The 25973-nt window shown below is 44.0% G+C and carries 23 protein-coding genes and 1 riboswitch; of the genes, 15 read left to right on the top strand and 8 right to left on the bottom strand.

Annotation, left to right across the window (positions count from 1 at the left end):
• Positions 1–60: 60 nt before the first annotated feature.
• Positions 61–1152, bottom strand: a complete 1092-nt coding sequence (xerS, locus tag PAEAM_RS10215; RefSeq protein WP_279303085.1) for a tyrosine recombinase XerS — start codon at positions 1150–1152, stop codon at positions 61–63.
• 193 nt (positions 1153–1345) lie between these two features.
• Between xerS and PAEAM_RS10220 the strand changes: the two genes are divergently transcribed.
• From PAEAM_RS10220 to PAEAM_RS10235, 4 genes are all read left to right on the top strand, one after another.
• Positions 1346–1834 (top strand): GNAT family N-acetyltransferase, encoded by a 489-nt coding sequence (locus PAEAM_RS10220; protein ID WP_036613700.1) that lies wholly within the window; start codon positions 1346–1348, stop codon positions 1832–1834.
• Positions 1835–1912: 78 nt separating this feature from the next.
• Positions 1913–2686 carry an SDR family NAD(P)-dependent oxidoreductase gene (locus PAEAM_RS10225; RefSeq protein ID WP_100527410.1) on the top strand — a complete coding sequence of 258 codons (774 nt, stop codon included), beginning with the start codon at positions 1913–1915 and terminating at the stop codon, positions 2684–2686.
• 134 nt (positions 2687–2820) lie between these two features.
• Positions 2821–3714: an aldo/keto reductase gene (locus PAEAM_RS10230; RefSeq protein WP_100527411.1), complete on the top strand. Its 894-nt coding sequence runs from the start codon at positions 2821–2823 to the stop codon at positions 3712–3714.
• 624 nt (positions 3715–4338) lie between these two features.
• A complete protein-coding gene (locus PAEAM_RS10235) occupies positions 4339–5685 on the top strand; it encodes an amino acid permease (protein WP_100527412.1) in 1347 nt (448 codons plus the stop codon).
• A 56-nt stretch (positions 5686–5741) separates the two neighbouring features.
• Here the strand turns inward: PAEAM_RS10235 and PAEAM_RS10240 are convergent, their stop codons facing one another.
• The 6 genes from PAEAM_RS10240 to PAEAM_RS10265 all read right to left on the bottom strand — a co-directional run bounded on the left by PAEAM_RS10240 (position 5742) and on the right by PAEAM_RS10265 (position 11775).
• The gene (locus PAEAM_RS10240) at positions 5742–6503 is read right to left on the bottom strand and encodes a YqcI/YcgG family protein (protein WP_047843355.1); all 762 of its coding nucleotides are present in this window, start codon (positions 6501–6503) and stop codon (positions 5742–5744) included.
• A gap of 82 nt (positions 6504–6585) precedes the next feature.
• Positions 6586–7212 carry a LysE family translocator gene (locus PAEAM_RS10245; protein ID WP_017688112.1) on the bottom strand — a complete coding sequence of 209 codons (627 nt, stop codon included), beginning with the start codon at positions 7210–7212 and terminating at the stop codon, positions 6586–6588.
• 139 nt (positions 7213–7351) lie between these two features.
• Positions 7352–7960 carry a DUF1989 domain-containing protein gene (locus PAEAM_RS10250; protein ID WP_076250280.1) on the bottom strand — a complete coding sequence of 203 codons (609 nt, stop codon included), beginning with the start codon at positions 7958–7960 and terminating at the stop codon, positions 7352–7354.
• A gap of 135 nt (positions 7961–8095) precedes the next feature.
• Positions 8096–9592, bottom strand: a complete 1497-nt coding sequence (locus PAEAM_RS10255; RefSeq protein WP_165789888.1) for an amidase — start codon at positions 9590–9592, stop codon at positions 8096–8098.
• 325 nt (positions 9593–9917) lie between these two features.
• Complete coding sequence (locus PAEAM_RS10260) at positions 9918–10898, bottom strand: DMT family transporter (RefSeq protein WP_074095439.1); 981 nt, start codon at positions 10896–10898, stop codon at positions 9918–9920.
• A gap of 138 nt (positions 10899–11036) precedes the next feature.
• Positions 11037–11190, bottom strand: a riboswitch (FMN riboswitch).
• 84 nt (positions 11191–11274) lie between these two features.
• Positions 11275–11775 carry a DinB family protein gene (locus PAEAM_RS10265; RefSeq protein ID WP_100527414.1) on the bottom strand — a complete coding sequence of 167 codons (501 nt, stop codon included), beginning with the start codon at positions 11773–11775 and terminating at the stop codon, positions 11275–11277.
• 143 nt (positions 11776–11918) lie between these two features.
• On the opposite strand from PAEAM_RS10265, the gene PAEAM_RS10270 reads away from it, so the two are divergent.
• From PAEAM_RS10270 to PAEAM_RS10290, 5 genes are all read left to right on the top strand, one after another.
• A complete protein-coding gene (locus tag PAEAM_RS10270; protein WP_100527415.1) occupies positions 11919–12470 on the top strand; it encodes a CGNR zinc finger domain-containing protein in 552 nt (183 codons plus the stop codon).
• Positions 12471–12581: 111 nt separating this feature from the next.
• Positions 12582–13961, top strand: coding sequence for an amidohydrolase family protein (locus tag PAEAM_RS10275; RefSeq protein ID WP_100527416.1), 1380 nt, complete (start codon positions 12582–12584; stop codon positions 13959–13961).
• A gap of 520 nt (positions 13962–14481) precedes the next feature.
• Entirely contained in the window at positions 14482–15918 is a 1437-nt protein-coding gene (gene bcaP / locus PAEAM_RS10280; RefSeq protein ID WP_100527417.1) for a branched-chain amino acid transporter BcaP, read from the top strand.
• Positions 15919–16177: 259 nt separating this feature from the next.
• Positions 16178–17257 carry a hypothetical protein gene (locus PAEAM_RS10285; RefSeq protein WP_100527418.1) on the top strand — a complete coding sequence of 360 codons (1080 nt, stop codon included), beginning with the start codon at positions 16178–16180 and terminating at the stop codon, positions 17255–17257.
• A gap of 99 nt (positions 17258–17356) precedes the next feature.
• Positions 17357–18277 carry a tyrosine-type recombinase/integrase gene (locus PAEAM_RS10290; protein WP_047843346.1) on the top strand — a complete coding sequence of 307 codons (921 nt, stop codon included), beginning with the start codon at positions 17357–17359 and terminating at the stop codon, positions 18275–18277.
• Positions 18278–18549: 272 nt separating this feature from the next.
• Here the strand turns inward: PAEAM_RS10290 and PAEAM_RS10295 are convergent, their stop codons facing one another.
• A complete protein-coding gene (locus tag PAEAM_RS10295; protein ID WP_036613729.1) occupies positions 18550–19479 on the bottom strand; it encodes an L-lactate dehydrogenase in 930 nt (309 codons plus the stop codon).
• Between the two features lie 337 nt (positions 19480–19816).
• Here PAEAM_RS10295 and PAEAM_RS10300 point away from each other — a divergent pair, with 337 nt between their 5' ends.
• The 6 genes from PAEAM_RS10300 to PAEAM_RS10325 all read left to right on the top strand — a co-directional run bounded on the left by PAEAM_RS10300 (position 19817) and on the right by PAEAM_RS10325 (position 25844).
• Positions 19817–21094 carry a WD40/YVTN/BNR-like repeat-containing protein gene (locus tag PAEAM_RS10300; protein WP_165789872.1) on the top strand — a complete coding sequence of 426 codons (1278 nt, stop codon included), beginning with the start codon at positions 19817–19819 and terminating at the stop codon, positions 21092–21094.
• A gap of 147 nt (positions 21095–21241) precedes the next feature.
• Positions 21242–21451 (top strand): hypothetical protein, encoded by a 210-nt coding sequence (locus tag PAEAM_RS10305; protein WP_100527420.1) that lies wholly within the window; start codon positions 21242–21244, stop codon positions 21449–21451.
• Positions 21452–21870: 419 nt separating this feature from the next.
• Positions 21871–23664, top strand: coding sequence for a serine hydrolase domain-containing protein (locus PAEAM_RS10310; protein WP_100527421.1), 1794 nt, complete (start codon positions 21871–21873; stop codon positions 23662–23664).
• A gap of 61 nt (positions 23665–23725) precedes the next feature.
• Positions 23726–24505, top strand: coding sequence for a phosphotransferase family protein (locus tag PAEAM_RS10315; RefSeq protein ID WP_100527422.1), 780 nt, complete (start codon positions 23726–23728; stop codon positions 24503–24505).
• Between the two features lie 57 nt (positions 24506–24562).
• Complete coding sequence (locus tag PAEAM_RS10320) at positions 24563–24988, top strand: NUDIX hydrolase (protein ID WP_100527423.1); 426 nt, start codon at positions 24563–24565, stop codon at positions 24986–24988.
• 109 nt (positions 24989–25097) lie between these two features.
• Positions 25098–25844 carry a class I SAM-dependent methyltransferase gene (locus tag PAEAM_RS10325; RefSeq protein WP_100527424.1) on the top strand — a complete coding sequence of 249 codons (747 nt, stop codon included), beginning with the start codon at positions 25098–25100 and terminating at the stop codon, positions 25842–25844.
• Positions 25845–25973: the final 129 nt, after the last annotated feature.

Below are 25973 nucleotides of genomic sequence, written 5' to 3' on the forward strand. Positions count from 1 at the left end.
CAGACCTTTCTCGGATCGAAATCCTTGATGTGGCTTGCTGCTTTTATGTTGTTCGGGATGTTACATCCCGTCTTCGGTACGACGTTCGATGGCTTCGGACATCGTTTTGTCGGTAAGGTGAGCATAGATCTCGGTCGTTTCCGTAGAAGCGTGTCCGAGTTGCTCCTTCGTTTTGTATATATCATTTTGCAAATAATAGTCGGTTGCGAATGAATGGCGTAATTTGTGCACGGTCAAGTATGGTTTGCCAAAGCGCTTGGCGTATTTCATAATCATGGCCTGGATCGCTCTTTTGGTCATTCGACTGCCTTCTGAATCTCCGTTACGCAAAGCAATGAACAGACCTTTCTCCCGCTTGGGCGTACGGTAACGTGATTGCCGCAGGTTCATATAAGTCGCGAGTTCGTCCTTGGCCTGTTCCCTGAAATAAACGGGTGTTTTGTACGTCTCATCATTATTACCTTTGCGATAGACATACAGGAGTTTGTTGTTCAGATCAAGGTCATCGACGTTCAGATTCACAACCTCCGACACCCGCAAACCTGAATTCAGAATCAGGCTGGCAATACAGGCGTCCCGTTCTTTGTTGATTTCATGGGAGTATAGGGCCTGCTTGTTCTTCTCCATATCGACAGCGTAACCTTCAAGAATATAGCCGATAAATTCCAGTAATTCCTCTTCCTCCAGGATTTTACCTTTGAGTTTGGCAGCGGTGTCCTTGGGTTTATGGGTACGCTTGATCTCGATTTTGGCCATAATGTTCCGCTTCAGCAAAGGATAAAAGTCTTCATCTTCCGCAATTTGGCTCAGGTAATGAAAAAGGGAGCGAAGGGAAGAGAGCTTGCGGGAGACGGTAATTCTGGAATTGGTTCCTTCTCGTTTGGTTGTGAGAAATAACCGATAGGCGGTAACCGAATCCATGCGAAGGACTTCCAGTTCAGTCAAGGTAACTTCTTTATTAGAGCTTGCCTCGGAGAGCCCTTCTGCTCGCAACCATCCGAAGAAAGCTTCGTAATCTCTCAGATATTCGAGCAGAGTAGAGGGGGACAGGTCAGGCAGCTTGTAGTCCATGAATTGCTGAACGAACCAAGGCATGGAAGGTAGTTTGTCATCCAGCTTGCGTCGATCAATCTCTTTTTGCACGTTGGTCAAGTTCGACACCTCCATGTGAAAAACATATAAAATTAATATTCAATTTAATAGTATTCTATGCTCTAGTGTACCATAATTTACATGCTAACAGCTTGTTCACCAAAGCAGGCAGTAAGTAGGGTATGCTTCCTTGCCCTTCGGCGCGTAAACCTTTAAAGTAATTAGTATACGTAGAGCAGAGGAGGTGAACCGGATGAATATGAAAATAGAACTGGTTCCCCGGGAACGCAGTCAGGTGATTCGGCATTTAATGCAATTTTATTTATATGATTTTACCAAATACCTGAATATTGATGTGGACAGTAACGGCATTTTTCCGGAATATCCCGGTCTGGAGGCATTCTGGGCAGAAAAGGACCGTAAGTTTCCTTTTTTGATTACAAGTGATGGGGCACCTGCAGGGTTTGCTCTGGTGGAGAAATTGGAGCCTGGTAGTAAGGATAACGACTACTATTTGACTGAGTTTTTTGTGATGCAAAAATATCGGCGCAGTGGAGTGGGCACTCGAGCAGCATATGAGCTGTTTAAACGTTTTCCAGGAAGATGGAAAGTGACCCAAGTTCGGAACAATGTTATTGCGCAGGCGTTCTGGAGAAAAATTATAGGGGATTATACCGGAGGCCGCTTTCGAGAAAAGTTCCATCCGGAACTGGGCAATCCAAGCCAGTATTTTGTAACCTGATTCCCATCGGGGTTTACCTACATATAAAGCATTCTGCTTGAATGCTGAAATAAAGAATCTGATGAAGGAGTGAGTGACATGAACGTACCCACATTCCATCTCGATGGACAGACAGCACTGGTGACAGGTGCAGGGAGAGGGATCGGAAAAGCAATTGCGGTTGGACTTGCCCAGTCAGGCAGTGACGTTGTACTTGTATCCCGAACGATGAAAGAAATTGAGGAGACAGCAGCCTACATCTATGAACAGACAGGGCGTAAAGCGCTCGCTCTGACTGCGGATGTGACATCAAAAGAACAAATGGAAGAGACGTTTCAAGAGGCGATCTCGGAGATGGGTAGCCTGGACATTCTGGTGAATAACGCAGGTATGAACATACGGACACCAGCACTTGAAGTAACAGACGAGCAGTGGGAGACCATCATGCAGACAAACTTAAAATCTGCTTTCTTTGCTTCGCAATTGGCGGGTCAGCATATGAAAGAACGTGGGACTGGGAAGATCATTAACATCTCTTCGGTAGGTGGGCATACGGCTTTGCGGACAGGGGTTGTATATGGTGCGACCAAAGCTGCGTTAATTCATATGACCAAAGTTCTCGCACTGGAATGGGGCAAGTATGGAATCCGTGTCAATTCAGTAGGGCCATGGTATTTCCGAACACCTCTGACTGAAAAACTGCTGGATGATCCCCAGTATTTGCAGGAAATTGTAAGCCGCACACCGCTACAGCGAGTGGGAGAACTGGAAGAAGTGGTAGGGCCGGTTGTATTTCTGGCATCAGATGCAGCGGGATACATAACGGGTCAGACGTTATTGGTTGACGGTGGAATGTCCATTTATGGCTTTTAAATAAATGAAGTTGGTTGCAGTTTGGAAAAGTGGGTGGCATAACCAAATCATGGGTAATAACATAAGGGAAATTGAAGTTAATCTGTATTTCTATTTATCTGTACCCAATTCACTGAACTTGGAGGAAGATAACCATGGAAACGCGCAAGTACGGTAATACTGGCATGAACGTAAGTACACTTGGATTTGGCGGAGCGGAAATAGGCAAAAATGTATCCAAAACGGATGTAGCGACATTGCTGAATAGTGCCCTGGATGCTGGATTAAACGTGATAGACACGGCTGAATGTTACGGTGACAGCGAGGAATTAATCGGCGAGGTGTTGTCACATCGGCGTGATGACTACTATTTGTTCACCAAATGTGGACATGCTACCGGGATCGAAGGTCCGGATTGGGATGCCAAAGTACTGGAGCAAACGATTGACCGCAGTCTGAAAAGGCTGAAAACGGACTATGTGGATGTTATCCATTTGCATAGCTGCTCCGAAGAAGTACTCCGACAAGGAGCAGTGATCGAAGTGCTACAGCGTGCCAAGGAATCAGGTAAGACTAGGTTTATCGGATACAGTGGGGATACAACAGATGCGCTATATGCGATTCAGACCGGAGTATTTGACAGCCTGGAGACTTCATTAAATATCGCAGATCAGGAAGCAATTGATCTTACGTTGCCTGAGGCAAGAAAAAGAAACATGGGTGTCATCGCCAAAAGACCAATTGCCAATGCGGCCTGGACGTATGATACACTTTCAGAAGAGGCTTATCCATTTATATACTGGAAGCGCTTAAGTGAACTGAACTATGGTTTTCTGGGTGAAGATGCCCAGGTAGCGGTGGAAACAGCACTGCGTTTTACGCTAAGTACCAAAGGTGTAGACACAGCTATTGTAGGAACAGCCAAGCCCAATCGCTGGCAGCAAAATGCTGATCTTGTGGCTAAAGGGCCACTCCTCCAGGAACTGTATGATGAGATTAGAGCACGATGGAAAGAAATCGCCGGAGCAGATTGGACTGGCCGGACTTAAATCAGAAATATTAGCGAAGCCGCCATATGGCGGTTTTTTTTATGATAAACATAAAATATTTTCAATATATGAAAAATTCATAACAACTTTCGGATCAGGGGCTGCAAAAAAATTTAGGGAATAATGTCTATACGTCAGCTTAGTTCAAAACGGGTGACAAAGGATGAAAGAGGAAAAATCCCAGGAAATATCCCTTCTTATAAGCGACTAAATTTATAAAAAACGACGAAGATATTGAGAAAATACGAAAAATGGGCAGTCCGCGTTCGAGATAATAGAAATAAAGACTTAATTTATAATATTTCAACATATGAAAAATTCACAATAGAAAGATCATTTTCTCACCTTAGTTACCATCGCTCATACAGCCACATTGACACACCACCAAGTTTAAAAGGGAAACCATTCTAAGCGATTGAAGTCAACCAATTTTTTTACGAATTTTAATCAAATTGAATATATATCTTTATGAATAATCTCTAAAAGCATACAGCTTAAATTCATTATCAGAAAAATTTTAACATATTAATTATTATGTAAACTATAATAATTCTTTTGGTAATACAGACATAAAACCTCCATGACCTGTAAATCGTAAGGGGATAAGGCAGAAGGAGGAGCTTCATGAAAAGTCAGCAACACCGTAAAAACGACGACGAAAAATTAAGTTGGGTCAGCCTATCCTTGTTTGGCGCGGGTTGCACACTGGGAACGGGATTTTTTCTAGGAACCAGTCTCGCGATTCATTGGGCAGGCATATCCGTACTTATATTGTTGGTGCTGGCGGCGGCAGGTACTTACTTTGTATTTGGTGCGCTGGCACAGATGACCGCAGAAGATCCAAAGGAAGGTGCTTTTCGAACGTATGCGGGCGAAGCATTCGGACCTTGGGCTGGTTTTGGTAGTGGATGGATGTACTGGTTCTCTGAAATGCTCATCATGGGCAGCTCATTAACGGCACTTGGGCTGTTCTCTCAATTCTGGTTTCCCAAGTTTCCGCTATGGGCATTTGTTGCGATCTATGCCGCTATAGGTCTGTTCATTGCTGCACTGGGAGCGAAGGGATTAACCAAAACGGAGAATATTCTTGCTGTAATCAAACTTGCTGCAACGGTTGCATTTATAGCTATAGCAGGAGCGGCTTGTCTGGGTTGGTTACCTGTAAAAGTCACACCCGAGCAATTGAAGAATGAATGGTTCCCGCATGGAGGTAAAGGCGTATGGACCGGTTTCATCTATGCATTCTTTGCTTTTGCCGGGATCGAGGTTATGGGTTTGATGGCAGCTAACCTGAAAGAACCAAAAGATGCAGTGAAATCAGGTCGAGTAATGCTATTGACGGTGAGTACACTCTATGTGATTGCAATTGCGTTGATCCTGTTGCTTGTGCCTTCAGTTCAGTTAACTCCAGATGAAAGTCCGCTTGTCAAAGCCATGTCAACCATTGGATTCACTGTTGTGGTCCACATTCTCAACGGAATTCTGATTATAGCCGGATTCTCGACAATGGTGGCTTCGTTATATGCCATTACGTCCATGTTGGTGAAACTCGCGGAAGATGGAGATGCACCAAAGTTGTTCACGAAGACCCGGGGAAAAAAGGACATGCCACTTCAGGCATTGTGTTGTACAGCGGCTGGATTAGTCCTGTCTACGTTGATGGCATTATGGATGCCCAAGAGTTTGTTTGAATATGTGACGACAGCAGGTAGTCTGGTATTAATGTATACATGGCTGCTCATCTGCATCACGTACATTAAAAAAATGAAGCCCGTGAAGTGGAATCGCATCAAAGTGTGGATTGCCATAGTATTAATTGTGGCTGCTGTGGCTGGGACAGCGATGGAAAAAGCCAGCAGAACGGGTCTGCTGGCAAGTGTGGGACTTTTGGTGTTCCTTGGGATCATCACGTATGTTGTTCATAAGGTACGTGGCTCGAAAACACCGCAGTCAGCACCATCCAAACCATAAGTACCTTTCAGCAACTTTCGTGGAGGTCGCACAACGGATTAATGAGTGCTTTAAGATTATTTCGTCAACTTGCCTAGGGCTTGCTTCATCCGCATGAATGGACATTTGGAAGGTGTCTGCTCATCATCAGGCAGGAAATATTGTTTCCATTCCAGATTATCCTGCTGACCATACCACATCAGCGAAGGGTGAGCAGGTACAGCATCATACGCAGCGAGACGTTTGCGAATTAAGGTTTTCATTTTGCGGCCAAGAGGGGTGTTGTCATTAATGGATTCGAATACCCACCGTGGTTGAAAAGCAAACATGAGATAAGGAAAATGCCGGCTGGCTCGGAGTTCATGTGCAGGAGTTGCACAGAAACAAAAGTAAGGCTCTCCACCAAAGCAAAACTCCCATGATGAATCATGAGGATCGGTTGAAATATGTTCCGGCCACGGCTCGGTATCGTGTGAACTTACCCGATTAAGCATTTGCCAGAATAACGTCTGATATTGCTCTACCGTTGTATGATCTTTCAGATCACTTGGCGTCTCACAGATCACAACCATGGAAGCGTAATGACCAGTGTCTCTGGAGACAGGACCATATTGTCTAAGCAGATCGGCCATATCTTCGGCAGCATGTTCAGATCGGGGGTCACACGTAAAGCCGTACCTCAAATGCCCTGACAGAAATCCCATTCGTCCAGGTACACACGGATACGTATTATTTTCATCGGCGATCATATCTGCAAATTGCGAATAAGCGTCCTGCTGCCAAGATGGAAGACGCTCAAACAAGGTGTTTATTTCGTCGGCACTATACAGCTCCGCCATTGATTCCCAACTCCATTCCACATGATACCGTTACAGTATTAATGTGGGGGAAGTTGGGTGACTGTCCAGCCTGATTTTGTTGTCAGAAAAAAATGGAACGTACAGCTTCGTACCCAAAATACAAACCAAATCCGATCAGGCAGATTCCCGAAATGATAGAGATCCAGCGTAATACATTCTCACTGCTATGTTTGTGGAATCGACTGGCCATTCCAGCCATAATGACATCCCATACCAGGATACCAATGAATATGCCTGAACTGTAGAGCAGCAAATGAGCAGTATCCGTATGTTTCACAGTTGTCGCGAGAATAGAGCCGTAGATCCCCAGCCAAAATAATATATTCAGTGGATTGGACAGGGCCATCAAAAATCCGGAAATAAAAGATTTTCGAACAGTTGCTTCCGCAGTAGATGTACCTTGAATGCCTTGCTTTAGCTTCGAGAGCGTTTCCACTCCCGTGTAAATCAGAATAAAACTGCCAAATGACCAGAGAAAAGAGCGCATGAACGGCGTGTCCAGAAAATGGGCAACTCCAAAATAAATCAGCAGCATATACACCAAATCTGCAAACATAGCTCCGAGTCCTAGAATCCAAGCATGCATGAATCCGTGGCGGGCTCCACGGTCGAGTTGGGCGGCGTTAATCGGACCGATTGGAGCGGACAATGATATTCCCAGAATGATATAACTGAACAGTACAGACATAAACACGTTCACTCCTTAACGGGTTCGATGAATTGTACCAGTTGTCACAGAAAATGGGTACAAGTCATCGTATTCCCGCAAGGAGCGAATTAGAACAAACTACTTTTATCTCATACTGTGTCAAGGCCTTTTCATTCTGTTAAAGTTCCACATCCAATTGAATAGGGGTGCAGTTATATCCGTTGCATGAGCTTTCTTCACAAGGACAGGCGGAGAGCCCAATTGTGAGATCCATTAATGCCTCCATCTCGATATAATCACCTGCACGAGAGTCGGGAGCTACAACATCAATCTTGCCTTCACTGTCTACAACGGACTTCATAAACAGGTTAAATGGATAGTGTTGATCCGGCGGTAAGATTCCGAAGGGTTCTAGTGCCGTGTTCAGATTGTGATAACAACTGGCGTGATCCTTTTTGTCGTATAACACCTCATACATCTCTGGACGACAAGCAGAGTTGAAGAAATCATGTACCCCAACGGTGTCACGGACAATCTTGAGTAAAGGTTGATACTGATTGGAATATACAAATTGTCCTGGTTTAATTCGATAAGTACGCAATACGTCCATTGTCACGCCGGGATCCAAGCGATGGTTAGCATCCGTAGCATCATATGCCACAAAATCAATGACTTGCTGTCCCTCCAGATCCGTTATGCGTAGTAAAGAACCCTTGCTTACTTTCAGGGCATATCCCGTTTTGGCTGGGATACGATAAGACTGTTTATGGCGCTGATTCGTATTCATCCGTCACATTCCTCCGCTACTTTTTGCTTTCAGTATGCGGAGCAGATGAAGCTTTCATGCACTGTTATGGCGCCGTACTCTACTCAGGCAGGAACATCCAATGGTGAATTTAAACACAAACCACATTATATGCCTTTATGCTGGGAACAGTGGATTACCTCTCATCCCGATCCAGAGGTCTGATTGTTCAAGCTGTCCAGCCAGATGTAATAACCAATCTTCGCGTCCCTTGGTTGCCATCACTTGAACGCCCATTGGCAACCCTTCAGGTGTCATATGCAGAGGTACACTTATCGCAGGCTGACCTGTCAGATTCGCAAGCTGGGTGAACGGTGTATACGTAAGACTTGGCTCAAACATTTCATAGATGAGTTGCTGCTGCTGGGTCTTGTCCAATTCACTAATCCGCATTAGGTTACGAATCTGTTCGTCATGAGGCGTTAATTCACCAATCTTAGGCGCAGGAAAAGCATTAACAGGTGTGACGTAGAAGTCATAACGCTCGAACAAAGTGGACATCTGGGCTGCAGCTACATCCCATTCAGCTAAGCTATGTACAAATTCCGCAGCGGACACCTTTTTGCCTGCTTCAGCCAGAACCCAAGATTCAATCTCCATATCATCGGAGGTCAGAGCCCGGCCCATGGATCGTTCCATGGAAGAGATCATCGCAGCCATCTCACCGCTGTTCATCATGTAATAGTTCTCCATCAACCGAACTCCATTGACTGGACTCAGTTTTTCTTCAACATGATGACCTTGATCTTCCAACCAGCGAACGAGCTTGTATACAGACTCTTTGGCTTCTGCGCTGACAGGTGTTCCCACGGGCGAATCCGTTGTGTATGCAATTTTCAGTTTGCGTTGATGTGGATAGCTCATATCAGCCAAGTAACTGCCTGGAAAGAGTGGAGCATGGAACGCAGCTTCGGGCTGAATGACTTGTAACGTATCAAGCAATGCAGCACTGTCCCGAACCGAGCGAGAGAGGGCAAAATCAATCGATGCGCCTTGCCATTGACGACCAACTCCAGGCCCCACAGGTGTCCGTCCACGCGTTGGTTTTAATCCAAACAATCCGCTAAAGGAAGCCGGGATACGAATCGAACCTCCTCCGTCACTGGCTCCCGCAAGAGGAACAATACCTGAAGCTACAGCGGCAGCGGCACCACCACTTGAACCACCTGGGGAATGATTGATATTCCATGGATTGCGAGTTGGACCATGAAGACGGGGCTCGGTAATATTTTTTAAACCAAATTCAGGCGTATTGGTATGTCCTATGAAGATAAAGCCTGCATCACGGAGTCGAGTGACAAAATTGGAATTGCGTAATGCCCGATGCTCGCTGAACAAACGTGAGCCTGAAGTCAGAAATTCACCTTCCAAGGATTGCGAGATATCTTTCAGGAGCAGGGGAACACCGGCAAAAGGTTGTTCTCCAGGGAGAACCAAACCGGCTTCCTCACGTGCGCGAGATTCATATGTACGAATAACCGCATTAAGTTGCGGATTCACTTCTTCAAGGCGTGCAAACGCCGCTTCAAGCATTTCAACCGGGGATACTTCCCGGGATCGGATCAGTTCAGCCAAACCTACGGCGTCGTAGGAGGTATATGAGAATGAAGACATCATGATCGTTCCTCTCTGAATATAATTCATCTGTTTATTCCATATGTCATCGTACCACCGGATTAGACAAAAGACAAAACATAGAAGAATCGTAGTGCGATGATATGCATACTCGTTATGAGGTTGGAGGGAAAAGAGGGGGAGTATTTGCATATGCGATATAGAAATAAAGCACAGGGTCAATAGCTCATATTGCTAAGTGAGAAAATGAACGAGTAATATCGAGTCATGGAAATAAAAAAACCACTGCTCATCTAATTTGATGTGCAATGGTTTTATTTTATATTTGACTATTTGTTTATATGTGAACCTCAGATATATCTACTTATTCTGTACGCAGCTTTGGTGCAGCATCGGCCGCAGTTGATGATCTTTCCTGCTGTCTGGAAATGGCGAAGAGGGCCACCCAGATCAGGATAAAACCAAGCAACTGCTCCCATGTAATCAGTGTACGGAAAGCAATCCAGTTCACCAACACACCCGCCATCGGGAAGCTAAGTTCTGCGAGTGTTGCAACAGAAGCTTTGGTTGACGACAGACCTTTGTAATACAACAGAAGACTGAGCAGACCTGGTAACAATGCCTGACCGAGAATGTTGAGGATGACAGCAGTCTGTTCACCCGTTCCGGACGGAAACGTCCATGCCGCACCTTCATTCCACGTCATAAAGATCAGGAGCGGGAGAGCAACGACAAAGCGCAGAGAGGTGACGGTTTCGTAACGCGCCTGACCCAGCATCAATCGTCCCATAACGGTTGAACCTCCCCATAAGGCAGCAGCCCCAAGGGATAACAAGCTTCCAGCATGAATCCAGTTGTCCCAGTTACCTAATGGCAATGTGAAGCCAAATGTAAGCAGGTACGTTCCTGCTAATGCAATGAAGAACAATCCACCGAAGCGACGTGGTAACGTCTCTTTTAATAACAGTTTAGCCAGCACGATAGCGAAGAGTGGTTGCATTTTTTGCAATAAAAGCACCGTATTCGGATCGTTATGTGTAAGCGCCATGGTGAACAATACCGTTGCGAGTGCTGATCCTCCCCATGAGATAAAAATCACGGCAATCCAGTGGCGAGCGCGCAGGTTTTTTAGGTCAGACCGGAATTTCCACAGCACGGGAATGGCAATAAGACTGACGATGATATGTTCCACCAGTACAATCTGCGTGGATGTCATCGTGTTTAGCAAAATAATTCGGAAGAGTGGGTCGACCCCCCATAAGGCGGCGCCGAGAACTACAAGCCAGAATCCGGTATTACTTCGTTCCTTGCGGTAAACAGGTGATGCTGCTGATGTCTTTTCCATATTCAGGACTCCTTCGTCAGAACACGGAATCTTCAGTTGGCAAAATCGACAAAAGCCCCCGTTTTGGTATATACCACGGGGGCTCATCCAAGGACATGCGTCAGGAAAGAGGCCTTCCCGTGAACGGCATGTCAATGTGTTGATCTTCTCTCATCCGGACTGTACCGTCGGCCTTGGATTCACACCAAGTCAGTCGCTGAATGTCCTTCGTTAAGAACAATTAGCGAGTCGCGGGCTGGTTCCGAAGAACATCACCGCCGGTTGGGAATTGCACCCTACCCCGAAGATCCTATTCAATTATATAGTGTGTTGAACAAGCTGTAACATTAATAAGTTCATCTTATTCCTGTAAGCGCTAGCAGTTCAAGCATTTTTTTTAGAAAACGATTTTCCAGCTTCCTTGCTGTCTGCGAAGGAGCACGATCTGACCTGCGTGATACGCATCATGGAGTACCCAGCGAGCTAGTTCGTGTGCCCATTTCTCTTCGGAGTCCATATATGCGGCTTCAAGATCAGACTCTTGTAGTGCAGCTAATTGATCTCGCAACTGCTGGGCTAATCGAGTTGTACCCTGCATCAGTGTATTCCAACCAGCTGCATCCGTTGCATCTCCCGGATTACCAAATGTGTATTCATTGGAGTCTACAGCAGGAAGGGTAGGCTCCTTACCTTGCATGCGACATAATAAGCGATGGTTGTAATAATACATATGGTTAACCAACTGCCAGATGCTTAATCCTCCTGAGGGTGGAATCCAGGCTGCTTGTTCTGCTGTAAGACCTTCCAAGGATTTCGACAAAGGTACAATCCAATTACATTGATCCCAAGTATCATCCTTTTGAATAAGTAACACATCTAGTGCTGTTGTTTTTGTCATTGCCTTTTCCTCCTTGCGTATAATTGTGATAGGTGATGTAACTAGCTAAAACTGATTAATAAGGTTACACTCAATATAACACATCAAAGATGAGTTGTAACCTTCTTTATTTAATTAGATGGTTACATTGAACGGAGGTATATATGGACAGGTTATGGACCGATTTTGTAAACAGCGATTATCACGACTGGCGTGGGGGAGATCGATCGGAGGACAGACTCGGGAAGGCGAGCTGGCAGCAAGATTTTCTGGAACGATGGCAACTTAACGCTTCTGTCCCTGCATCTCCAGAAGATGAGTTGTCGATGAGAAATTTCAGGAATGAATTGATAGCTCTTGGAGCCCGCTTGTCTTCTGGAGCATTATTAACAGATGTAGAAAAACAATGGTTGAACGACGTTATGGAAGCAGGGCATGTGAGAAGAACATTGACTACAATTGATCAGGAACTGAAACTCCAACTGATAGCTGTGGAAGCGCATTGGCATCAGGTTATAGCTGAGGTAGCTGCTGACTTTGCTTTGACTTTGGTAGAGGGAGAAGGCGGCAGGATCCGGATCTGTGATAATTCGGATTGTCGCTGGATGTTCTATGATGATACCCGAAGCAGAACACAGAAGTACTGTGATGATAAGATGTGTGGCAATCTGATGAAGGTTAGAAGATTTCGGGCAAAACGCAAATCCCAAAATTGATAAATACTAACAATAACTATATAATGTATATATACTAGCGAAAAAATAGTCAGAAGCAGTACGGATTCGTAAGCAGGATGTGATCGTCTTTCAAACCAAAATAGATGGGAGATGTTTCTTGTGCGGACAAGTTATCTGTTGAAAAATGGCTGTGTGTTGTCGATGGATGCTAAAATTGGACAGTATAAGAGGGCGGACGTTCTGATTCAGGATTCACTAATCATGGCTATTCAGCCCGACCTGGATATTCCGGATGCGGAGATCATTGATGCTTCATCGATGATTATTATGCCTGGGCTGGTGGACACACATCGGCATATGTGGGAATCACTTGTCAAAACAGCGGGAACCAACTGGTCGTTACCAGTTTATTTGCAAAATCTCTATTATGGTGCGATGGGAAGCAAGCTCCGCCCACAAGATAGTTATATTGCCAATCTGCTCGGTTCCTTGGAAGCGCTTAACGCAGGAGTGACGACAGTAATGGATTGGAGCATGCCATATTCCCCTGACCATACGGATGAACTGATTCGTGGACTTCAGGATGCTGGCATTCGGGCGGTATTTGCTCACGGAGTCCCTGGTGAGACGGACTACTGGAATCGGGATAGTCAACTCACGTATTCGAGTAATGATGTGAGAAGAGTCAAAGAACGATATTTTTCATCACGGGATCAATTGCTTACTTATGGGCTTGCCATTCGTGGTCCGGAGTTCAGTCATTGGGATACAACCGTGAAAGAGATTGAACTAGCACAAGAACTGGATGCGATCTGTTCCATGCATGCCGGATTTGGCAGTTGGGGATCTGTGGATCGCTCGATCAGTCACTTGTACGAAGCCGGACTCTTAAGTCCACGGGTGAATATCGTTCATGGTAACACCATGGGCATGGATGAATACAAAATGCTGGCAGATAGCGGCGCTTCCTTGTCGGTCACACCTGAGGTTGAAATGATGATGGGGCATGGATATCCGGCCACCGGCTATTTTCTTGAACATGGAGGAACACCTACACTTGGTATAGATGTAGTGACGTCTGCAGGCGGAGATATGTTCTCGCAGATGAAGTTTGCACTTCAGGCTGAACGATCCAGAGCCAATGAACAACTTTTACAGCAGGGTGAGATGCCTGGTGAGTTGAACTTGCAGTCCAGCCAAGTGCTGAGATTTGCAACTTCAGCTGGTGCCCAAGCGTTGGGATTGGAGCAGAAGGTGGGTACGTTGACCCCAGGGAAGGAAGCGGATCTGATCATGATTCGTACCACCGATCTGAATATGTTCCCCGTTCATGATCCAATCGGCGCTGTTGTGCAATTTGCCAATCCATCCAACGTGGATACGGTCTTTGTGGCAGGTAGACTCGTGAAGCGAGAGGGTAAACTGTTGAATGTTGATCTGGATGCGATTCGTCATGCAGCGATGCAAAGCAAAGATTATTTGTTAACCCAATACAGGATGTCAGATGCAGAGAGAATTGCTTTCTCATAATTTACTTTTTCATAGAAACCTGAAATGAAGTCAGTTTGTATTTTTATATACAATTCTACCTATAGTAAGAAATGAAGGGCCGCATAATGATATGTGGCTCTTTTACATGCCTTCATATCGTCGAATTAGACAGGATAAGGGAGGAAGATACAGCGGAAAAAGACGAAAAGAGCTCTCTTTTTCTTAACTTCAGATAACAAGGTATATGAGATGTTTTTTACGGAAAAATAGGCTCATAAAAACTGCGCATAATATAAATTATACGCAGTTTTGTTTTAAATCGATTTTCATATTCAACCACGTGCAACAGATCATGATAAATTTCGCGGAAAAAGAACAAAATAAGTGATCTACAAAAATAAATTTAACCAAGCAACGCGATAACGTGTAGAATTCGATAGGTTTTTATAGGTGATCGATAAGATAGAACAAATGACTTTTTCATAGAACAGTTGGGAAGCCATCCAATCGCTGCTACATCCATAGCACATTCAAGATTCATGACGAGAGGAACATGACTATGCGTGAGAACAAACAACGATCTTCATTATTTCGTAAAAAACCAATTGCCTCAGCGGGTGATAACAGCAGTGCATTGAAAAGGGCGCTCGGTCCGTTGGACTTAACCACACTTGGGGTAGGTGCCATTATTGGTACGGGCATTTTTGTGCTGACTGGTGTAGCTGCCGCAACGTATGCCGGCCCGGGACTTGTACTGTCATTTTTGCTGGCAGGTATCATATGTGCATTCGCGGCATTATGTTACTCGGAATTTGCCTCAAGCATACCGGCCTCGGGCAGTGCGTACACCTATAGCTATACGGCTTTTGGAGAGGTGATTGCCTGGATTCTGGGATGGGATCTGATATTGGAGTATGGTTTTGCGAGTGCGGCGGTAGCCAGTGGATGGTCTGGATACTTTCAAACGTTGTTGTCCGGATTCGGGCTGGAGTTACCACATGCTCTTACGAGTGCGTTCAGCCCGGAAAAGGGAACTTATTTTGACATCACAGCTGCGGTCATTACGTTAATTATCACTTTTCTGCTTACCCGAGGGGTGAAGGAGGCGGCTCGTGCTAATGGCATCATGGTAGCGATTAAAATTATCGTGGTGCTGATCTTCATTGGTGTAGGTGTTTTCTATGTAGAGCCAACCAACTGGCAGCCATTTTTGCCTTTTGGTATCTCAGGTGTAACAGCTGGAGCAGCAACCGTATTTTTTGCTTACATCGGATTTGATGCGGTCTCCACAGCGGCAGAAGAAGTTAAGCAGCCACAACGGGATTTGCCGATTGGAATTATTGCGTCACTGGCAATCTGTACCGTTCTCTACATTGTTGTATCATTGATCCTCACAGGGATTGTGCCTTATAACATGTTGAATGTAAGTGATCCAGTTGCGTTTGCATTTGAATTTGTTCAATTGAAGGGATTGTCCTGGATTGTATCTCTTGGAGCGATTGCCGGCATTACGACCGTATTGCTGGTCATGATGTATGGTCAGACACGTCTGCTCTATTCCATGTCTCGTGACGGACTGCTGTCACCTGTCTTCTCCAAAGTTAGTGGCAAGAGTCAGACACCTGCGGTAGGGACATGGGTTGCAGGCATTATCGTGGCTCTGTTCTCCGGGTTCATCTCGTTGGGACATTTGGCGGAGCTTACGAACATCGGAACGTTGTTTGCTTTTGCAGTTGTAAGTCTGGGCATTATCGTATTGCGTAAAAATAACCCGGATCTCAAACGCGGATTTCGCGTTCCACTTGTGCCGCTGATTCCGATTCTGAGTGCCTTGGGTTGTGTATACTTAATGACACGCCTTGCAGCGCTGACATGGATTACGTTTTTTGCTTGGTTGATCATTGGATTAATTATCTACTTTGCGTATGGAAGGCATTACAGTCATCTGAATCCGAAACGCCGGATCTCGAGTGCTTTCAGAGCAAAGGATAATTAGATTAGTCGAGAACATCTTTAACCGAGAATATCTTCATTTTTCCTCATTTCGTATCGCTTAGGCGAAGCGGGATGGGGATTTTTTTATATAGAAAGATAAAGGATGATAACAGCAGGGGAAGGTTGGGATTTTCTTCATATATGGGTAAGTAATAAGGGACGTGACGAACTTAATCACGGGGGCGGGGTTGCGGCTAAGCCAAATATGAAATATATTTGGGGATGTGACATGCCATCAGACATAAGAGAGGGGATGTATCATGAACACACCATTACATACGAATTCAGATCATCAAAATGCAGCTTTTGGATTTGCATTAGCTGACTCATCCGTACTTGCAGAGGCACAATTAGTTGTTTCACAATCAGGAGGTGCAGGTGACCTACAGTTAGATATTGATCCGCAGCGCCTTCTGAAGGATGGACGTAAAGTATCTGTCATTGCACAACAGTTGGACTCACCGGTCAATCGTCAGGATGCCAATATCATCTATGGTCAGGAGCTGGCATACGTGCAGTATGCTGTTAACCTGAAACCGGATAGCTCAATCTCCATTGCATCTATTGAAGGCGTTGAACAGTCTGTTAATCTTGGTTGGTCAGTATTTACAGAGGGGGAATACGAACTTCGAATCTCCCTGCATATGAAAACACCTCGTATTGCTGAAGGTACACTCGAACCTGAACAACTTGCAATGGTTAAGTATGCGCAAGTTATCACCGTATATATATCGCTTTTCCCGGCAGAAGCAGCGTCGTTGAGTTCACCATCTCAAGCTGTGTGGAGCAGAAACCATCATGTGTTTGACTCCTATGGCAGAGGGGGATTTATTCTCGCTGACCTGCCTCGACTCGCTGAACGTGTAGAGGAACTGATGGGACCGGGTAACCATAATCTGATCGAACAATTTGCTGAAGGAAACTTGTCGGATACTTTGCTGGATGAGGGGCTGATGGCAATTGCCTGGGGCGTGACTCCGTGGTGTTATTCACTCTATTCTGCACCAGATGAGCAGTCTGCTCGAATACTCGCCGTGGACAAGCTGGGCGATGAACCTGAACGGCAAGGGATCTACCATCTCGATCCGTCCATTCAACAATTAAGTATCGTACCTGCGAATGAGCTAGCTTACTGGCCTGCCTGCGTTCAGAACGATTGGCCTGTTATTGATGTGGCTGGTGAAGGCGAGACGTTGCACATGGATTTATATACTCAGATCTGTGAATCCGTGAATGGCCTGCACGAGAATCCATTGCCATCGTTTGTACTTACCCGTAGTCAAGGCAAACCCGAAGTGATCATTCCGCTGATCGACGTTGTCATTGTGGATGAAGCCTAGGGGCTCTGTTCAGCTTAAGAAGGTTGTTCTGTCATCGCAGTGCCCGTGTAAATAATCTTAGTCAATTTATAAAGAACCGAATTGAGGTGACGTAGACAGATGATGACCGAGGAGATTCAGGAGCAATATGCGGACGAGCTAGAAGCTTTTCACATATGGATGAAGGATGCCGGATATACAGGCCATACGGTAAAATCATACACGGGTGACGTAGTGGAATTCCTGGTCTCCATTCAAGGGAAGTCACTGGAGCAGGTCAAAAAGCTGCATGTGCTGTCTTTTCTGTCCCGTGCCCGGGAGCGTGGGGTTAGTGATGCCACGAGAAATCGCAAACATGCGGCGGTGAACTGTTTTTACAAGTCCCTCATTGAACTCGAATTGTTAACCAATAATCCGGCGTTTGGGATCAAAAAATCCAAAACCGAGAAAAACCGTGCGCCCGTTTTCCTTGATGAAAGTGGGCTGACACGTTTCCTGGAGTCGGTAGAAGGCAAGTATCGTACACGTAATCTGGCTGTTTTTCTATTGATGGGGTATATGGGATTACGGGTTGGAGAAGTGCATGCGTTGGATTGCAAAGACTATAATGCGGAGCGGCGTACATTAGATGTATTTGGTAAAGGTCGTAAATGGCGCTCACTCCCTGTACCGGAGACTGTGGCAAAAGTATTATCTCAAGCGATGGCTGAGCGTCTCGATCCTTGGCGGCCAAAAGAGGAAGCGTTATTTGTCTCGCAAAAAGGGAAGAGACTGTCGATTCGCAGCATCCAGCTCATATCTACGGAAACCTTTGAACGCTTCCAGCAGGAATCACCAGCCAATCAACGTCAAAACTACTCCAGTCATAAGCTGCGTCACTCGTTCGCGACCATGATGTTACGGCGTGGAGCCGACTTGCGTACGGTACAGGAACTGCTTGGTCATGCATCGATTCAAACAACAACCGTGTACACACACGTCACCAGTAGGGAGAAAGAAGAGGCTATGGCTCTGCTGGACGTAAAACTTCCGACATATTAGAAGAAAAAAGCCAATATTTAATCCGAAAAGTAGTCTGTCCAAGTGACAGGCTTTTTTTGTTATTGATTTGGATGGTGGAGATTTAAACATAATTAATATTATGTAAACTAAAATCTGATATCTAAATAGGCCTATAATAGAAATCAAACAAAAGAACCATTCGCCTCTTCTCTTTAGAAGAAACAAATGGCCCTTTTGGCTAAGACAGATATCTTAATTTACAACTTTTAACGTGCTGAATCGTTCACGATATGAATGATTGCGCGATTGAATTACTCGAGTCCAGCGATCTGTTCTTTTAATTTGTTAGCAGAAGCCTGGAAAGCCACTTTTTCGGTTTCATTCAACGGAAGAGGCAGAATTTCGCGTACACCGTTGCGATCGACAACACATGGAACACCCAGATAAACATCCGATACACCATTGTAATCTTCAAGGTACGTGGATACGTTCAGAACGGAGCCTTCGTTGCCGAGAATTGCAGCTACAATGCGGTCCAGAGCAAGGGCGATTGCATAGGAAGTCGCTCCTTTGGCATTAATAATCTCATACGCAGCATTTTTGGTACGGTCGAAGATATCCTGTTGTGTTTCTTCATCCAATTCCAGATCTGTTCCTGCAACGTTAGCCAGGCTCCATACCGGTACTTCGGAATCTCCATGCTCACCAATAATGTGTGCGTGAATACTACGCGGGTCGATCCCTTTATTCTTACCAATCAGGTAACGGAAACGTGCGCTATCGAGCAATGTACCTGAACCGATGACACGGGAAGCAGGCCATCCGCTTTGTTTCCACGAAGTATAGGACAAAATATCTACAGGATTGGTTGCAATCAGCAAAATACCATGAGAATTCACTTCAGTAATGCGCTCAATAATATCTTTGAAAATGCTTGCATTTTTCTTCAGCAGATCAATCCGGGTTTCGCCCGGCTTCTGGGAAGCACCGGCTGTAATAATAATGATATCTGCATCTTTGCAGTCGGAATAATCGCCAGCCCATACTTTCACGCCTCCCGTAAATGGAAGACCGTGGTTCATATCCAGCATTTCGCCGGTTGCTTTATCATGATTCACATCCACAAATACCAACTCGGACGAACGCTGTCTCAACATTAGCGTGTATCCCGTTGTTGTTCCCACCGCACCCATGCCTACAATCACGACACGACTTGGTTTCAGAGCTGCACTATTTGTCATGTTCAATATCCTCTCCTTTTTGGGTTATACTCCCATCCATATTAAGGGATTAGAGAATATAAAGCGAGTGTTGTCTATAAAATAGTTCACATTTCATGTCTTTTTACCAATTATTCCGTCGAAAAACAGTTTAGGATAAAATTAATGGCAATAAATGTGCGACCTATAGCCCAGAGTATGAGCTGGAAAAAGGGAGCGGGCCGACCATGAGTGGGCAATGAGCCTTTTACATAAGGTTTGTGGTAGAATAGGAGCAGTGGATTCTGATGAATCGTAAATAAAACGCCATAGGACAGGCATGCGCGCCTGTATATTGGATGAGAGAGGTGGAACCCACTTGCGTTTGCAATGGATTAAAATCGCGCAGACAGCATTGCTGTCTATAGGTATAGCAGCTGTATTGGCTGCATGCACCGACTCAGATCAACCTCCGGTAGCAGAACCTCCGCAGCAGCAGGAGGACGCCGGGAATACAGGGCAGACATTAACTGTCGTTCCCCCTGTGAACAGTACAGAATCTGCAGATATGGCTAAGTACCAGATACAGACCCGTTTGACCGATTTTCAGTTGCTCAATGACAACGGAGGATTGGCGTGGGGTGTGACGCGGAATGCGCTGCGCCTGTACTACACTCAGGATCAGGGAAAGACCTGGACCAATATTTCACCTTCGGAAAATGTACAGTTTCCGGCTAACCCTAAATATGGACAAAGCATTTATTTTGTAGATCGTGCACATGGTTGGATTGTTCGTGAAGGTATGGGTGGAACAGATACCATGGTGCTTCGCACCAACAATGGGGGCGTAACTTGGAGCCTGTCTTCTCTGTCCAAGACGGATAAAGTGACTGCGATCTCATTTGTATCTCCTGAGAAAGGCTGGATTCTCACCACGGTTGATACCGCTATTGGTAAACAGGACAAGAAACTTTACTTCACCGAGGACGGTGGAATTACCTGGAATCGGATGTCATCCAGTGATGAAGATGGCAAACAGGAAGCAGAAGAGATTTCCAAACGTGGATACACCACGGGCATGACTTTCTCGGATCCAAAACATGGTTTCTTAACAGCGCTGGAGTTCGGCACACCGAAGTTGTATGTAACATCAGACGGCGGAGAGAACTGGAATACTGGACCATCCTTCTTTGATCGAAACAAATTCAACGGGTGTGGTAATTTCAGTGTTAGTTCACCACAATTTTTTGGACGTGAAGCGCAATCAGCCTGGATGTCAATGTCCTGTTCTCAAGGGGAGAGCACGACATTTAATGGATTCTTTACCACCGATGGCGGAAAGAGCTGGAAGCTGTCCAATTTCACTTTAAACAAACAAACGGGTCCGAATCGTAACCTTTCACCAGTATTTCTGAACGCATCGGAAGGTTGGGCGATGCAAAAGGGCATAACCTACCACACCAAGGATGCGGGCAAAACGTGGAGCGCTCTTCCTGCAAGCAGTGTACTGGAGAAAATTCTCGAAGATTATCCGGAAATTGTGAAGATGCAGATGGTCACCCCCAAGCTTGGCTGGATATTGGTTGAAAATACAGATGCCAAAAGATCGTTGTTATTGCAAACGGTAGATGGCGGTGTTCATTGGAAAGTACTCTAAAGTAGAGTGTTATCGATGTGAATAGATAGGAGAAAGGAGAGGCGCCTAAGGGTTCCTTTTCTTTTTTTGCTTAGTTTGTGAAATAAATCACAAATAAATCCACTAGAAGGTGATATATTTAACTCAACAAGAGAAGGAGTGATGAAGATGAGAACCAACGGTCAAACTCAATTCACGCAGGCGGATGAATTAACCAGATATATGCTTCAATTATGCTACACATGTGACGATGCGAATCGTTGTACAACAGAGGAAGCAGTGAAGGCTTGCATGGCAGAACACGCACAGGCAGACCAGCCCGAACCAGCCGAAGGTGGAGATGTAACTCGCGGGTATATGGATCTAATGTACGCTTAGGCTAATGATACACGGATCAATCACGGAGAACGCTCCTGCGGGAGGGTTCTTTTTGATTTAAAGAGAAATGTATACGCTTTAAATTCACTTCGCAAATATTGCAGCATGGGTTATTATAGAAATAATTAAGGTAAATTAATCAAAATGTGGAATTGTTTATTGACTCTTAGTTTGGAGGAAGGTGACATGGATAAACGTAGTATTCATTAAACCAATGGTTTGTTTTGGGATACCAAAGGACAACTTTTGTCATCCACAAATGTATTGCTGCAGAAGAGGATAGACTTGTTTTTAAAAAATGTTACTTTGATAATTGATGCGACTGCAGAATGATGATTTTGCCAATAAAGCAAATATGCTCCCTGCAACCTATGTGATATAGGCACGAAAACTATAGTAGAACAATAAGGGGATAGCTAATGAAGATTAATCGAAAATATTACTATGTTAATAAAGTAATCGCTTGTGTTCTGATACTTGCATTCATCATTACGACATGTGCGGTACCTGTAAACGCTGAGGTAGAGAATGTAGAGACTACGCCCTCCAGAATTGCGTTGTCGTCGTTAGAGGAAACGATTGATTCATATGTGGCCACGAATCAGAAGAATACCGCTGCCGTTTCGGTTGTAGCTATCAAGAACGGTGAGACTATTGTGAATAAGGCCTATGGATACGCAGATCTTGAGCAACAGAGAAAGGCAGACACCTCTACTGTATTTGAATGGGGTTCAACTTCTAAATTATTGGTCTGGACGAGTGTTATGCAGCTTGTAGAACAGGGAAAGCTTGATTTGGATACTGATATTCAGGACTATTTGCCGGAAGGATTTCTAAAGAAGCTTGAATACGATGCTCCCATTACCCTAATGAACCTTATGCATCATAACGCAGGATGGGAGGATAGATTGATCGATTTATGGTATTCATCCGAGAGTGATATTGTGGAATTAGGTGAAGCTTTACAAAAATTTGAACCAAGGCAGATCAATAAACCTGGGAGTGTTGTTGCTTATTCAAACTATGGTACCGCTATGGCTGCTTACATCGTTGAATTACAAAGCGGACAACCCTTTTACAAATATGTCAACGAACATATATTTAAACAACTGAACATGAAAGACACATCGATTCACCCGTCACAGTATGATAATCTAAACGTCTTGAAACGAAGAAATGAGATTCAAGGATACACTACGAATCTGAAACTAATTCCTAAGAACAGAGCATACATAAGCTTATACCCTGCGGGGGGCGCCATTGGAACAGCAGAGGATGCAGCTAAATTTCTCGCAGCCTTGATGCCTGTGGATCGTAGCAATTTATTGTTTGAGAACAAGGACACGTTAGACGAGATGCTGTCAACAAGTCTATATTACGATGGGACTTCTACTCCACGAATTGCACATGGCTTCTTTGAAGTAGAGTACTGGGTGCCTGCACTGGAACACGCTGGAAGTACGGCGGGATTTTCAAGTAAATTTGTTTTTGACCCGGAGTCTAATTTTGGGTTAGTAGTCATGACAAACCAGTCAAATGAAATGGCTTATAACGTTGGTCTTGTCCAGAAGGTGTTTGGAAGTAGTTTCAGCACGAATTCAGTTGAATCTGAGAGTGGAGGATATTATCTGCCTGCGCGCCGGGTCGTTTCCGGTTTTACGAAGGCATATTCGATGTTAAGTCTACAGAAATATACCACATTTGACCTTAGTAACTTTGCAAATGTTGTTGAGAGTAACGGTGCTATTGAGAAGGTCTCCATCCCTTATAATGACTTTTTGCCCGTATCCAACTTAACGATAAACTTGATCAAAGCATCTTTTATTGCTCTTGCAGTAGCCATCCTACTCAGTTTGAGAGCGATAATTGGCTATTTTATTCTGTTATCTAAATACAAAATAAAAAACTGGGAAAGACCAGGTACGGGATTTGATAAATATCATATGGTTATTAATATTGCCAGTCTGGCATTAATTTTAAATACGATCCTATTGTTCATGCGCGCCTTAGGCTTTGCCCCTTATTCTTCGTTACGCATACATCTCATTTTGAACCTGGTTTATGTGATTCTAGCTGTGGCGTATCTTGTCTTGTTGTTCTACAAACTGCTGAAGAGAAGCTACAGTAACAAGCAAAAGGCGGTATACATCATGTCTGGCATGTCGGCCCTCCTATTTGCTGCTTTTATTATGGGATGGGATTTATACTTTTAGAGCGGAATTATCGACGAGAACGTTATCAGAAAGGGCATGAAATTGTAGAAAGGACTAAACTATGAACATTCAAGATCTTCCAATTGAAATAAAAGAACATATAGGGGAAGTCCAGAAAATCACTTTTCCTAAGCAAGGTCATACTTCTACTGTGGCTATTCTGGATACGTTCGATCAAAAGTACATCATCAAGAAGACAGAAAACGATCTTTATAATGAATGGTTATCCGATGAATATAAGGTGCTCCAATACCTTTACCATACGGGACTCCCTGTTCCAAAGGTATACTCATTTCATACTGAGGACACATCGAGATGGCTTCTGATGGATTATATTGACGGGATAAGTTTAAGAGAATTTCTCTCTAAGATGCCTGACCTCCAAAGTAAAGAAAAAGCGATTTTTAACTTTGGGCTTTGTTTAAAGAAAATACATGAATGCTCTTGTCCTGTTGAATTATTGAACAATAACACTCCTTGGTTAGATACAATGCTTAACAAAGCAGAATATAATCTAACTCACTTTGCTGTAGACGGATCAGAAGAACTACTTCAACAGTTGAAAGAAGCAAGACCCAAACCAATAGAGAACACTCTCATTCATGGAGATTTCACTATAGATAATGTGCTAGTTAATGATTGCAATATTGTTGGAGTTATTGACTGGGCAGGAGCAGCTTATGGCGATCCAAGATATGATGTAGCATTAGCCATTAGACCGAAACATAATGCGTTTGATAATGAAAGAGATAGAGAAATATTTTATAACGGGTATGGAAAGTTAAGAATAACGGATGAAGAATATAATTATTTTGAAGATGGGATATATAACTTCTTTTAGTCTGGCTATAAATTGCTCTTCAAACGTATATTAATCTCTCTAGAAGGAGTCGAATAAATGAGCCCTCCAAAACATATCTTATCTGCCGCTGCAATCGTGATCAACGAACAAAATGAATTATTACTTATTAAAGGACCACGAAGAGGATGGGAAATGCCAGGTGGTCAAGTAGAAGAAGGAGAATCCCTAAGTCAAGCTGCGATCAGAGAAACGAAAGAGGAGTCCGGAATCGACATTGAAATCATCAAATTCTGTGGAATATTTCAAAATATCGAAAATTCAATATGTAACACATTATTTCTAGCCAAACCAATTGGAGGAGAATTAACGACAACATCGGAGAGCTTAGAGTCTGGTTTCTTTCCGATCGAAGAAGCCATTTTAAAAGTCGAATGGAAAAACTTCAGAGAAAGAATAGAGTATTGCTTAAAACCTGAGATGCAACCTTTTTGCATTGAGTTCAGTGATAAGAATAATATTTAAAAGTTTCCGGAAAGGAAGTTCAATCAATGAAACGAGTCGATGTAGATTACATATTTCAACGAAGGTAACAAGTGATGTTCTGAATGTAGTGTATAAAGGAGGCTATCAGATGAACAAGTACAGTGTTTATGAAACAAACAGCTTTTATTGGGATACAAAAGGGAATGACTTTTTGAGTGCAATCGTGCTTCCACATTATGGAGCATTTAACTCAGAAGAAAAACACCAACTTTTTGGTGATGTCTCAGGATTAAAGATGTTAGAGGTGGGCTGTGGAAATGGTCAATCCTTGCAGTATCATGGAGACCGCAAAGCTGGCGAGCTATGGGGTATGGATATATCCCAGAAACAGATAGAAAAGACACAACAACACTTGAGAACATACGGAATTCCTGCAACATTGATATGTTCACCCATGGAAGAGGAATGTGGGATTCCTACTAATTATTTTGACGCTGTGTATTCGATTTATGCCATAGGTTGGACAACCGATCTTGAAGGTACTTTCAGCCGAATCGCTTCTTATTTAAAGAAAGATGGTATTTTTATTTTCAGTTGGTCTCATCCAATTCATAGATGTGTCGTTGAAGAAAATGATAGATTTGTCTTCAATAAGCCATATTCTGATGAATCGTGGTATGCGATATCTCCTGACTTTTGTCAGGGTGAATTAAACTTGGCTGATCGTCAACTATCAACCTATGTCAATGCGTTAGCGAAAGCCGGATTTGTCATTGAACAAATGATAGAAGAATCCGATGAGGATATCATGCAATTACATAATAATAGCGATAGTCTCCTTAAAAGAGCGAAGATGTTACCTGTATCCTTTGTGATTAAAGCAAGAAAACGGTGATTAAATGAAATGAATCGGAGAGTGGGCTATGTTTAAATATCAAATGGATACTGCTACCTATATATCGCTATTATTTATGGGTTGAAAGCAGATCAATGGAGAACGTAATAAATCAAATTTTATTTTAAC

Origin of the sequence: Paenibacillus sp. GM1FR (assembly GCF_002803315.1) — a bacterium.
Taxonomy (GTDB): Bacteria; Bacillota; Bacilli; order Paenibacillales; family Paenibacillaceae; genus Paenibacillus; species Paenibacillus amylolyticus.